At 49.2% G+C, this 11,637-nt stretch carries 12 protein-coding genes; all 12 read right to left on the bottom strand.

Annotated elements, in window-relative coordinates:
- The gene (locus BUF15_RS06190; RefSeq protein ID WP_073612590.1) at window positions 1-747 is read right to left on the bottom strand and encodes a TlyA family RNA methyltransferase; all 747 of its coding nucleotides are present in this window, start codon (window positions 745-747) and stop codon (window positions 1-3) included.
- Between the two features lie 33 nt (window positions 748-780).
- Window positions 781-1,917 (bottom strand): tetratricopeptide repeat protein, encoded by a 1,137-nt coding sequence (locus tag BUF15_RS06185; RefSeq protein WP_159441235.1) that lies wholly within the window; start codon window positions 1,915-1,917, stop codon window positions 781-783.
- A gap of 36 nt (window positions 1,918-1,953) precedes the next feature.
- A complete protein-coding gene (locus BUF15_RS06180; RefSeq protein WP_073612588.1) occupies window positions 1,954-3,243 on the bottom strand; it encodes a DPP IV N-terminal domain-containing protein in 1,290 nt (429 codons plus the stop codon).
- 31 nt (window positions 3,244-3,274) lie between these two features.
- A complete protein-coding gene (locus BUF15_RS06175; RefSeq protein ID WP_073612587.1) occupies window positions 3,275-4,270 on the bottom strand; it encodes an energy transducer TonB in 996 nt (331 codons plus the stop codon).
- A 31-nt stretch (window positions 4,271-4,301) separates the two neighbouring features.
- Window positions 4,302-4,724, bottom strand: coding sequence for a protein TolR (gene tolR, locus BUF15_RS06170; protein WP_073612586.1), 423 nt, complete (start codon window positions 4,722-4,724; stop codon window positions 4,302-4,304).
- 24 nt (window positions 4,725-4,748) lie between these two features.
- Window positions 4,749-5,450 (bottom strand): protein TolQ, encoded by a 702-nt coding sequence (gene tolQ / locus BUF15_RS06165; RefSeq protein WP_073612585.1) that lies wholly within the window; start codon window positions 5,448-5,450, stop codon window positions 4,749-4,751.
- Between the two features lie 196 nt (window positions 5,451-5,646).
- Window positions 5,647-6,090, bottom strand: coding sequence for a 3-hydroxyacyl-ACP dehydratase FabZ (gene fabZ / locus BUF15_RS06160; protein WP_073612584.1), 444 nt, complete (start codon window positions 6,088-6,090; stop codon window positions 5,647-5,649).
- A gap of 2 nt (window positions 6,091-6,092) precedes the next feature.
- Window positions 6,093-6,833 carry an SDR family oxidoreductase gene (locus BUF15_RS06155; protein WP_073612583.1) on the bottom strand — a complete coding sequence of 247 codons (741 nt, stop codon included), beginning with the start codon at window positions 6,831-6,833 and terminating at the stop codon, window positions 6,093-6,095.
- 10 nt (window positions 6,834-6,843) lie between these two features.
- Window positions 6,844-8,250: a phytoene desaturase family protein gene (locus tag BUF15_RS06150; RefSeq protein WP_073612582.1), complete on the bottom strand. Its 1,407-nt coding sequence runs from the start codon at window positions 8,248-8,250 to the stop codon at window positions 6,844-6,846.
- Window positions 8,251-8,405: 155 nt separating this feature from the next.
- Window positions 8,406-9,791 (bottom strand): phytoene desaturase family protein, encoded by a 1,386-nt coding sequence (locus BUF15_RS06145; RefSeq protein ID WP_073612581.1) that lies wholly within the window; start codon window positions 9,789-9,791, stop codon window positions 8,406-8,408.
- A gap of 4 nt (window positions 9,792-9,795) precedes the next feature.
- Window positions 9,796-10,047, bottom strand: a complete 252-nt coding sequence (locus tag BUF15_RS06140) for an acyl carrier protein (protein WP_073612580.1) — start codon at window positions 10,045-10,047, stop codon at window positions 9,796-9,798.
- A 275-nt stretch (window positions 10,048-10,322) separates the two neighbouring features.
- Window positions 10,323-11,558: a beta-ketoacyl-[acyl-carrier-protein] synthase family protein gene (locus BUF15_RS06135; RefSeq protein WP_073612579.1), complete on the bottom strand. Its 1,236-nt coding sequence runs from the start codon at window positions 11,556-11,558 to the stop codon at window positions 10,323-10,325.
- Window positions 11,559-11,637 lie beyond the last annotated feature (79 nt).

The following is an 11,637-nucleotide window of genomic DNA, read 5'->3' as shown; positions in this document are numbered from 1 at the left end:
TTATTGAAAATGGGTGTTGTTTGAAGTGAGATGAGTGAGAAATTCCCGGTTCCCTTTAGGTCCCAGAATGGGCGAGGGGACAGTGCCGTGAAATATCAGCTGTTGCGTCTCTGCGAATTCCCGGATTTTATCGATCGCTTCCTGATGGAGTTCCGGTTCGCGGACGACGCCACCTTTGCCTACCTTGGATTTTGGCAGTTCAAATTGTGGTTTGATCAGCGCAACGATAGAGACGCGGTTTGCGGGGAACAGTGGGAGTAGTACCGGGATTATCGAAGTGATGGAGATAAATGAGGTATCCATGACCGCGAGATCGATGGGTTGCTTCAGCGTCTCCGGCACCAGGTTACGGGCATTGAATCGTTCAAAGATAACTACTCGTGGGTCTTGCCGTATTTTCCAGTCGAGCTGGCCGTACGCTACATCAACGGCAAATACCTTTGCAGCCCCGGCCTGAAGGAGGCAGTCTGAAAATCCGCCGGATGATGCCCCGACGTCAAGGCAACAGGCTTCTTGCACATCTATCCGGAAATGTTCCAGGCCTTTTTCGAGTTTCAGCCCGCCGCGGGAGACATAACGGCATTTTTCCCGGGTTCTGAGGTTGGTATCAACAGCATAAGTCTGGCCGGCTTTGTCAGCTACACTATCGTCAACATACACCTCTCCTGCACCGATCATAGCTCTGGCTTTAACCAGGTCAGATGCGACACCTCGGTGAACGAGCAGTTCGTCAAGACGGAGCTTCATGGTATTACTGATGGCGGTGCAGGCAGCCCCCTGTTAGAGGCTGCCGAGTTTTTCCTTGGCGATTTTCGCTTCAGGGGAAGAACCGTAATGATTGACGATTTTCTTATAAATCATCCTGGCTGTTTCTGCATCGGCGAGCTGCTCAAATGCCATGCCCTGTTTCAGCGTAGCTGCGGCCGCTTTCGGGTGATTACCGTTTTGAGATATGAGCTTTTGATACTGGAGAATGGCCTTGTCGTATTCCTTCTGGGCGTAGAGGCATTCACCCATCATGTAGCCGGCGTTGATGCCGTCTTCACTGGATGGATTGGCCATGGCAACCTGCTCGAACTCGTCGTAGGCCTTAGCATATTGTTTTTGTTGATAGAGCTTCTCCGCCTCAGCGAGAGCTGAACCTGCTGATGGTGCAGGTGCCGTGGTCTCAGGCAGTGGTGGTGACTCAGGAGCAGCAGCTTGCTGAGATGCGGCTGCCGGTTTAACTGCAGGTTTGGGAGTCGAAACAACAGCAGGTTGCGGTGCGGCTGCAGGGGCTGCAGGTTTTGCAGGACTGATCTGCTCAGGTTGGGTGACTTCTGTGCTGCTGGATACGACCCTTTTGTTCTGGTCGCTGGTAATACGAATAATACCATTGGATGCAACGCTGGAAGAGGTAACCGAGAGAGCCTTGGCCTTGGCGGCATCTGCTTTGGCACGAGCTTCCTCGGCGCGACGCTCGGCTTCTCGAACCCGTGCATCCTGAATAGCCTGAAGGCTTTCCTGCTGTGCTTTCAGTTTCTCGTTCAACTCAGAGATTCTGGCCTCTTTGGCGCGTTGTTCTTCGGCAATCCTGGTCAGTGCCTCTTCACGGCGCTGGGCTTCTTCCTTGGCGATATTACCCATGTTGGACTGCAACGCGTCGTTTTGTTCCTGCAGGAGACGATTCTGCATGTTGGTCTCTTCAAGCTGACCCTTTAATATGGCAATTTCCTGCTGCAGTTGGTCCATCTGGTTGGAAGAAGCGGCCTGCCGTTTCTGAATATCGCCAACAGTTGAGTTTTGCATTTCTGCAAGTTTCTTGTTGACGACATGCAGCTGGTATTGCAGCCTCTGTACTTCATCCTGAGAAGCGCATTGGATGAGTAGCGGTGAAAGAGCTGTAATGACAAGGATATTGCGTATTGTTTTTTTCATCTGCATGATGGCTGTGTTGAAGTGAGGTGAAGGACGTTATCTCGTCCATTGCGGGTAGGTATGGCTGCCCGCAAACGAAAAGAGTGCTCTCTGCTCAGAACCGTTTTTCATGATAGCGTAAATACGGTTTAATTTCCCATCCCTTTTTGAGAAAATGATCTGGTTGCCATCGGGCGACCATTGTGGTGACTCATGATGGCTAAGATCGCTGGTGACAGGAGTTGGTTTGGCACCTTCCTGCGGGGCAACTGTATAAATCTGGTAGACGCCGTTACGAAGACTTGAATAGGCGATGAGATCTTCAGTAGGCGACCAGGACGGTTCAGCATTTTCGGTACCCTGGAAAGTGATACGTTGGGTGCGGCGATTGCGAAGATCCATGACGTAGAGATTGGGTTTTCCGGTCCGGTCGGAGACGAAGACGATTCTGCTTCCGTCCGGAGACCAGGTTGGGGAAACGTTTATGCCGGCACCTTTAGTGAGCTGCTCGATAATATTCCCCTGGCTGTCCAGCATATACAGATCTGGATTGCCGTTCATGGAAAGGGTTAAAATCATTCGGCTGCCATCCGGTGACCAGGCTGGCGCAAAGTTCATGCCTTTTCTTCTGGAGATAGCTTTGGTGGTTTTGCTCTGGCGAAGATCGGTGATATAAAGGTTCGGATTGCCAGAATGGTAAGAGGTGTAGCTCAGCATCGTGCCGTTCTTAACAAAGCGCGGAGAAACGACCAGATTACGGTGTCTGGTAACCTGTCTTCGTTTGAGGCCGAGAATGTCTGTGATATAGACTTCTTTGGCGTTTCCTTCCAGTGAGACGAAGGCGATCTGGGTGGAAGCGATGCCGGGGGTGCCGGTGAGAGCATTAATGACCTCATCACAGTAGCTGTAGATCATTTTGGTCACCTGATCCATGGTGCCGCTGTATGTTTTGCCCATCAATTCCACATTGCCGGCAACATCCATCAGGCGCATCTCAAAGTTTATTCCGGTAGAAGTGGAATTATATCTTCCGAGCACCACGTAATCAGCGCCAAAGTTGCGCCAATCCGCATCCTGCCGGCCACCGTAATCACTGGAGGGGATGATGGAGATAATACCGTGAAACTTGAGGGCCTTTGCCAAAAGGTCGGCATTGTCCATGCCGAATTTCTGGATTTGACCAGGAAGAGCGCTGTTAACGAAATGGGGCACAGCAAAGCTGATCTTTCTTGTCTCAGCCGCACTGATATCGAGGTAGACGCGTTGGGCCAAAGCGTTGGCCGGAAGAGCCATGATGAGCGCCAGCAACAGTGTGGTTCGTATGCGTGAGAATGTTTTTGTGTGCATAGTTTATAGTATATATTCAGTAAGAAAAGAGTTACCGGATTCCTCCGGGAGTAAAATTCAGCCCAATTTCTAAACGATCCTTACGTATTGCAGCCGGTATTGGCGGTAAATGACCGACGTCTTGTAGTGCCTTGGTAGCGAAGCGATCAAATGTAACGTCGCCTGAACCTGATTCAAAAAAGCTGCCAGCAATTCTACCATCTTTTTCAATGGTGATAACCACTGTTGCCTTTAATGACGGATCCCATTTTTTGAATTCAGGGAGGCTCCAGAAGGCCTGGATTCGCGCCATAACGGCAGCATAGTACTGTTTTTCAAGAGCAGTTGGTTGATCAGAGGTGCGTGGACCTCCCGTTGTTGCTTCAGAACTCGCGGTGGACCTGCTGGCTGCAGCGGCTGACCTCATGCGGTTTGCCGTGGCCTCGGCCAAACGTCTTTCCAGGTCTGCCTCTTCAGCAAGAATACGGGCTTCTTCCTGTGCTTTCCGCTCAGCTTCAAGAACTTTTTGTCTGGCTTCTGCAACCATTTGTTTGACCTCTGCAGCTTTTTGCTCGTTACGTATCATCTCGGCGAGTTTTTGTCGCTGCTGCTGGCTCAGATCCTTTTCGACCTGTTTGGGCGGTGGTTCAGGTTGCAGTTCCGGTTTCACTTTCCGTTTAGTCGGCTTGATGGAGACGGCCTCAAGTGGAGTCGGAGTTTCAACTGGAGTTGGTTCAATGATCTCCGGCTCTTCAAGAGCGATGGCCTTCTCAACAATCTTCTTGGGTGCATCCTGGACGATAGGTTTTGCCGGTGCAGATGGCTTGGCCGTCGCCGGTTTCGGTGGAGCAGGTTGTGCGGGGGAGGCTGGGGCAGGTGGTGCTGCCGCCGGCAAAGATTCGGAGATATTGATAAGATTAACCGTATACATCTCTTCCAGCCGCGGGGTCGGCGCGAGAAGATTCGGCAGATATATTATGGCCAGAGCTATCAGCAGATGAAAGCCGATGGCAAGGTTGAGTGGGAGTTTCCACTCATTGGAAACCATATGTGTCACCCGTATTTCTTGATACACTGGATCAGTTGGTTTTTTCTTCAGGTTGAGTAATCATGCCAAGCTTATCAAAGCCAGCAGCCTTGATGTCGGACATCAATGTTACCACCAGTCCGTAAGGGACATTTCTGTCTGCCCTGAGATAGACCGGCTGCTCTTTCATCTCTTCCGGCAGTTTGCTCAGTTCATGGGTAACCATGGCCTGTGGTATTTCTGTCCCGTTAAGACTGATTTTGCCGTCTTTGTCCACTGTGAATACCTGCGGGTCTTCTTTCTGGCGCAAGGCTTTCGCGGTAGTTTCAGGAAGATCGACGTCGAGCCCTTGAGTCATCATAGGTGCGGTGACCATAAAAATGATCAGAAGCACCAACATGACATCGACCAGCGGCGTGACGTTTATTTCGGATACGAGCCGTTTCCGGCCATTACCTGCTACACCCATTCCCATATCATTATCTCTCTTATCGTGGAATCAGACGCGGCTCAAAAGGTCGCGCTCTACCAGGTTGAGGAAATCGGTGCTGAAATGTTCAATTTCGCTGTCGACGCCGTCCAGTTTATTGGAGAAATAGTTATAGGCGATAACTGCTGGAATGGCAGCGGCAAGACCAGCGGCGGTGGCAACCAGTGCTTCCGAGATACCAGGGGCTACGACGGCAAGAGATGCGGAGCCACGTTGACCGATATCATGAAAAGAGGCCATGATGCCCCAGACGGTGCCGAACAACCCGATAAATGGTGTGGCGCTGCCGGTAGTAGCCAGAAAGGGCAGGGAACTGCCAAGCTGATTAATATGCTGTTGGTGTGCTTTGCGCATGGCTCGCTTGAGGTTATCCATTGTGGCCAATTGCATCTCAAGTGAGTCCGAAGAATCGTGTCCTTCTTTACGATTCCGCATTTTGTTGATCTTTTGCAATTCACTATAACCGGCAAAAAAAACAGCGGCTTCAGGGCTGTACTCATAATCCTGCGCGGATTTGTGGGCAGTACTCAAATTGGAGGAGGACCAGAAAGTCTCAAGGAAGTCCTCACTGTCGAATTTTACTTTCCGGAACAACCTGTATTTCATGAAAACAATGGACCAGGAGACGACGGAAAACATCAGCAGAGTTAACATAACAAGTTGACCTACTGGACCTGCATGGAGAATCATGTCGGTGATGGACAGCTGCACGAGCGGATACCTATGGTGAAATTGTTGATAGTCATTCGTTGTTTTATTTTCAAACGTTACGAACGTGCCAAGACTGGCGGGTGAGTTTACAACAAGGTCGATATTGTACTCGTTTTGCGTAAAAATTCAACAGGACAGTTATGAGAGGGAAAAAGAGATAACGGGTAGATGTAGCGGGTAGGATACTTCGAGGTGTTTAACGAGGGGAGGTGAGAGCGCAGGAAAAATCTACCTGTACCGCCACCTTGCCGTCGACACGAAGTGTTCCTTTCATGAAACTGACCGAGCCAAGAGTTTCTTTGATAGAAACCTTTATATTTACTGTGTCGCCCGGTGCAACCATCCGTTTGAACTTGGCGACCTCGATTCTGGTAAGAACCGGTACCGTGCTACTTATTTCGAGAGATTTATCTTCGAGGAGATAACTCATTAATAACGCCCCGGACTGGAAGATAGCTTCACAGAGCAGCACACCCGGCATAATGGGATTGTCGGGATAATGCCCCTGGAACAGATCGAGATCGGTCGGGATGGTTTTACGGGTGACGATGGTTGTATCGTCATGCTCGAGGATCTCATCTACCCAGAGAAAAGGTGGACGATGAGGAATCCGATCGAGAATCTCTTGTTGTACTCCCATAATCACAGTCCCCCGTTGATTTCGAGTACTGTTCCCGTAATGTATGAGGCCTTTCTTGAAGCGAGAAAAAGGGTGGCGTCTGCAACCTCCTTTGGTGTTCCGAAGCGCCGCATTGGAACCATCTTTTTATAGGCGGCAAGCTGCTCCCCCGGAAGTTCATTGATAAAATCCGTATCGATAAAACCAGGCGAGACGCAATTGACGGTGATCTTTTTCTTGGCGGTCTCTTTCGACAGCGATTTGGTGAAACCGATCTGACCGGCTTTTGAGGCGGCGTAATTGGCCTGTCCTGCAAAACCAAGATAGGCAACCGGGGACGTAATGTTGATGATCCTGCCGTATTTATTTTTCATCATCAAAAGGATTGCCGGTTTCGACATGAAAAATGTGCCAGTGAGGTTAATGTCGAGAACCTGTTGCCAGTCGGTACTGTTCATCATCGCCACCACTGCATCACGGCGGACACCGGCATTGTTGACAAGAATTTCAACTGACTCGACACTCTCTTCCACTTCACGATAAAAGGCGGCAACCTGTTCTTCGTCGGAAACATCACATTTGAAGAGGCGCAGTTTTTCACCAAACTCGCGGCATTCGTCACCAAAAGCTTCGGCACTTCGGGTATTGCCGCCATAGACACCGAGTACTGTTGCGCCTTGAAGAAGAAATTCTCTGGCTATGGCCTTGCCGATACCGCGAGTTGCGCCGGTGACAATTGCAGTCTGGCCTGAAAAATCACTCATATTCTTTCCTTTATATGCTGCGGATATAGCCATCGACATCATTGGCGACGATGACTCCGTAGTTGATGGCGCCAAGCCAGCCGGACATAATTATACCTACCGAACCGACATGGAAGAGCCCGGGTACCTCTTTGAAAATGGTACGAGATATATCGAGCCCCTCAAATTTAGTGCCAAAAGAGGTGCCGTGGGTGTGTAAGGTGTAGCGGTTGAAGGTGCGGGGGGTAGCCGCTTCAAGCCAATCGATCTTTTCACGAACACCAGGGATATAGCGTTCAAGATCGGCGATTGCCCGCGCGGTCATTTCCTCTTTTTCGTGCTGGTACTCTTCGTCAGTCAGCCTGGTCCAGTCGTCATAGCGGCCGTTCATGGATGCGACAATGGTATAGCGGTCGTGGCCGGGACGGGTCTTGGGATAATAGACTGAGAAGGTCTTTGAACGGGTATGGATATCCAGCAGTTCTGCAGAGTCGAATTCCGGGGCGGTGGAGGTGAATAAAAGGTCACCGACATCAGCAATTCTTTCGCCATCCCTGATACCCATATAGACTTGGCAGCTGGAGTTGTTGACCCTGATGGCGTCGGCGCGGGAGAGAAACTCATCTGAAAAACAATTGCGATCAGTGAGATTGTGAATGGTGTTGGTAATACCGCTATTGGAGACAACAGCTTTTGCAGTAATTACTTTGCCATTTACCTCTACCCCCCTCACTTTGCCTTTCTCAACAACGATGCGGTCGACTTTTGATTTCGTGCAGATGGTTACCCCGTTCTTTTCCAGTTCATCGGACATCATCTGGATCAGCTTATCGGTGCCTCCTTCAAAGGTGAACACCCCTCGATTCATGAAGTTGGAAAAGACGATGCCATAGGTGATGGCAGGATCATCGAGGGTAGAACCGTTAGCGTAGGTGATGGGTTCCATCAATAAACGGTGTACGTCTGTACGGCCAGGGAAGAACTGTTCGAAAAGCTCCCTTGTGGTCATCGACTGATCGTCGTAAAAGTTCATGCCGGCCACGGTGGTAAAAAAGTCGTGGACCGTCTGTAAAGGAATCTTAAAGGTGGTGTTCAGGATATTTGTGAAATCGTTTTTGTCAAAAGTGGTCTTTAGTGTGAACTGAGGATTGTCAAAAACGATATTCTTGAGCTGAACGATAGAGCCCATTATTTCCCTGTTCCAGTACTTTTTGCAGGTTTTGACCATGCCGTACGGGAAACCATGCAGAGAGATATCAAATATATGGCCGTTCCGCTTAAACCAGGTGGCAAGACCACCAAGTCGGTGATGATGTTCTAGCAGGAGCACTTTGTGGCCACAGTAGGCGAGGCGATTGGCGGAGGTTAACCCACCCAGGCCTGAGCCAATAACAATGAGGTCGTAATGATCTTTTGTCTGTGAAAAAGGGACTGGCATAACACTTCTGTCAGGTTGGTAGAAAGAAACACAAAGCTTATGGTAGAACGTAATACTCTTAGTCTATGACCGTTTAGAAAATAAAGCCATGTCGTAACATGACTTCAGCAACAGTCAGGAGCCTTGCCGCGGGTACGAACGATTTGTTCTATGTCTCATATCCTTGGAAGAATGTGCTGATTAACAATAGAGACACCGCTGAGCATGGAGCCGACAATACCAAGGAATCCCTGGTCAGTACCGGCTAGATAGAGGTTGTCGTAGCCGATATTGCCATCTTTAATCTTGATGGGGCTGCCATATATGGCGCCATGTCGTTTGGCTGTGTATCTTTCGATGGTTATTGGTGTAAATGTGTCTTCATATACAATATTGTCCCTGAATTTACCAAGATATTTCTCGATAACGCTAAGGGACTGCTGTCGCACCTGTTTTTTTGCCTTGTCATAGGCCAAGCGATCGGCACGAATGGCTTGCCAATTACTGTACGAGGCCAAATGTGTTGATCTGACCTCGATGGTTTTTTCGGGGGTGATCTGGTCAAAATTGTGGGGCAGACAGATCACGCCACTTCTACAGTCTACCAGATTGACGGGTTGATTATAGGAAAATGGAAAATTTTCGCTATAAAACATCACGGTCCGGTCTCGTGGCAGTAGCGGTATACTCTCCACCGGCAACTGAAAAATAGACTCGACAAAGCCCAGTCGGTTTGGCTCGTTGTCAACAGGCTGCTGGCCCAGAATAGTGCGGGTTTCCTGATGGCCTATGGTTGAGAGGATGAAGTCGCTTTCAAGAATTTCCCCCGATTCCAGTTCTACACCTATCGCCCTTTTCCCTTCCTGGATGATCGTGGTGACTTTTGCTCCTCGTCGGATTTCACCACCTAATGAGAGAAAATGATCGGATAACAGGGTGAGAAAATCCCTGATAGTTCCGTGGGGACGAAAAAATCCTTCCCGATAGATAGCCTGGAACATGATGGCAAATTGGGAGAGATCCATATCATTTTCAACGCTTGATCCATAGTACATGAGCGGACAGAGCAGCATATCAACAAGTAACGGATCGGCAAGGCGCTCGAGTAAAAAGGCTTTCGCTGAACGAAACGGTGCTGGCGCAAACGGATCGAATTGATCAAGAAAATTGAGCAGATCGAAAAAGGCGTCAATCGAATCGGGGAACTTGTCGGCGATTTCCTCTTGCAGGAGAACAAAGTCGTTGGAGAAGAGAAGTCGTTGTTTACCGGCAAATATAATTTCGCTGGTGATCTGCTGATGGAATGTGAGGTTTTTGCGCGGAATTTTCAGTTGTCTCAGCAACCTGTTAAGAGGTGCCCGTTTATCTCCTGGTTCTGCGTAGTTGGTAATAGCATGCAGGCCGGTTTCAAGCAGGGTGTTGTTGCGGTAGTAGTAGGAGTTGAGTCCACCAAGGCGGGTATGTTGCTCGAGAAGGACAATACCAGGAATGTAACGAGCTAAACGGATTGCGGCGGCGAGCCCGGACAGGCCGCCGCCGATAATGATACAGGGTGGTTTCACCAGCTCAGGCGTTTTTTAAGAGAGGTTCCAGATAGTTCACGCAGCTGTTCAGCGTCGCAAGCTGGGGGTAATCTTCTTCTGGAATCTGCAGTTGATGACGTTTGCGCAGTTCCATCACGATATCGAGAAAATCCATGGAGTCAAGATCCAGCTGATCGCGAAGCGGCTCGTCGGGATTGAGATTGTCAAAGTCGGCTTCGTCATCAATATCTTCTATTATTTCAAGGATAAGATCTTTAATTTCATCATTGGTCATGGGTTTCTCCAAAAATCTTCGTTAAAGCAAAAAAATATCAAGGTGTGGCACTGCTCTACAGTGTCACACACGTCTCGTCTGAAATCGAAAACCTTTTCTATACCACACCCTGTTCTTCTTTTTAAGGTTTTTTTCCGCAAGACGGTCTCATCCGGCTTTGTATAGCGCTGCAGTGTTATGTGTGCAGAGGTGGTAATTGTTTGAAATACTTTGTTTACCGCCGGATTTATGCCGTTTTTCTAGGTGGCTGTTCGTTGTATGAGATATGGCGTAAATTAGACTTTTTTGACGATCACCGTTGAATTAATGCCGACCATGCCAAATGAATTATTGAGAATGGTGTTGATGGAATCTACCTCTATTGCTTTATTGAGAACAAGGTTTGGAAGTGCACATTCGGGATCAAGGTTATCGACATTGATGGTGGGGTGTATCATATTATCAGTAAAGCTTGGCAGGTTGCCTGCAAGTTCGAGTACTCCTGCCGCGCCCATGGCATGACCTATGATGCTTTTTGTATTGTTGATATAGGTCTTCTGGGAACCGGAGAATACTTCGCGGATAGCCTTGCATTCTTCAATGTCACCCTGTTTGGTGCCAGTGGCATGGGTATTGATAAGGTCGATATCTTCAGGATTAAGGTTGGCGCGCTGTAAAGCGAGGCGCATGCATTCTGCTTGGCGGGGACCATAGGGCAGAACGAAGTCCCTGGCGTCGGAGTTCATGGCATAGCCGACGACTTCGCCGTAGATTTTTGCCCCTCTGGCCACAGCCTTATCAAGATACTCGAGAACATATACACATCCACCCTCGGAAATGACGATACCGTTTCTGTCGAGGTCAAAGGGTTTTGATGCCCTGCGAGGATCGTCGGCTACTGCCAGAGCGTTCTGGGCCTGGAAACTTGCGAAGATGCCAAACGAGCCTGTCGATTCGGAGATACCGCCTGCGAGTGCCATCTCCACTTCGCCAAGTTTCATCATTTGGACTGCTTGAATAATAGAGGCGTTGCCAGCGGCGCAAGCAGCGCCGATGGAATAGTGCGGTCCCGTTATATCAAGGCTTAAGGTAATTTCCCCCGCTGGGTTGTTCAGGACTGTACGTGGATTATGATGGTGGGTCCAATAGCTGGTGTTATAGTCATATTGCCGTATATTATACACCTCGTTTTCGGTTTCCACCGTTCCGTGTTCGGTTAGTCCGATGTAAACGCCAATTTTTGATCTGTCGACGGAGCTGAGATCGAGACCTGCGTCGGCAAGGGCCTCGTGGGCACAATAGACACTGATACAGCCAGCGCGGGTACCCTTTTTGTTTTCCTTCTTTTTGCGGTATTTTGTTTCAGGGAAGGTGCAGAGGCCGGCAGGAGCCTTTCCGAAGTAGCGCAGATTGATTTCAGTTATCTCGCTTTGTCCGTTTATCAGTTTCTCTCTGTATTCACTGAGGCTTGATGCGTTGGGGGCAGTGAGGCCTATGCCGGTAATGACTATTCTTTGGGTATTGTTATGCATATCTCAAAGGTGAGTAGATGAATAAATTACGTAAATGGGCCGCAGTTTGCTGTCTGCTGGGGATGACAATCACACCAAA

The organism is Desulfopila aestuarii DSM 18488 (genome assembly GCF_900143695.1).
Taxonomy (GTDB): domain Bacteria; phylum Desulfobacterota; class Desulfobulbia; order Desulfobulbales; family Desulfocapsaceae; genus Desulfopila; species Desulfopila aestuarii.
Note: the sequence above shows the minus strand (reverse complement) of the source record. Positions and strands in the feature narration are given on the sequence as shown.

Excerpts from the sequence above, each read along its gene's own strand:
- BUF15_RS06140 (WP_073612580.1), bottom strand. The coding sequence starts at position 10,047 with ATGACCAATGATGAAATTAAAGATCTTATCCTTGAAATAATAGAAGAT.
- BUF15_RS06150 (WP_073612582.1), bottom strand. The coding sequence starts at position 8,250 with ATGCCAGTCCCTTTTTCACAGACAAAAGATCATTACGACCTCATTGTT.
- fabZ (WP_073612584.1), bottom strand. The coding sequence starts at position 6,090 with ATGGGAGTACAACAAGAGATTCTCGATCGGATTCCTCATCGTCCACCT.
- tolR (WP_073612586.1), bottom strand. The coding sequence starts at position 4,724 with ATGGGAATGGGTGTAGCAGGTAATGGCCGGAAACGGCTCGTATCCGAA.
- BUF15_RS06175 (WP_073612587.1), bottom strand. The coding sequence starts at position 4,270 with ATGGTTTCCAATGAGTGGAAACTCCCACTCAACCTTGCCATCGGCTTT.
- BUF15_RS06190 (WP_073612590.1), bottom strand. The coding sequence starts at position 747 with ATGAAGCTCCGTCTTGACGAACTGCTCGTTCACCGAGGTGTCGCATCT.
- BUF15_RS06155 (WP_073612583.1), bottom strand. The coding sequence starts at position 6,833 with ATGAGTGATTTTTCAGGCCAGACTGCAATTGTCACCGGCGCAACTCGC.
- BUF15_RS06135 (WP_073612579.1), bottom strand. The coding sequence starts at position 11,558 with ATGCATAACAATACCCAAAGAATAGTCATTACCGGCATAGGCCTCACT.
- BUF15_RS06180 (WP_073612588.1), bottom strand. The coding sequence starts at position 3,243 with ATGCACACAAAAACATTCTCACGCATACGAACCACACTGTTGCTGGCG.
- BUF15_RS06185 (WP_159441235.1), bottom strand. The coding sequence starts at position 1,917 with ATGAAAAAAACAATACGCAATATCCTTGTCATTACAGCTCTTTCACCG.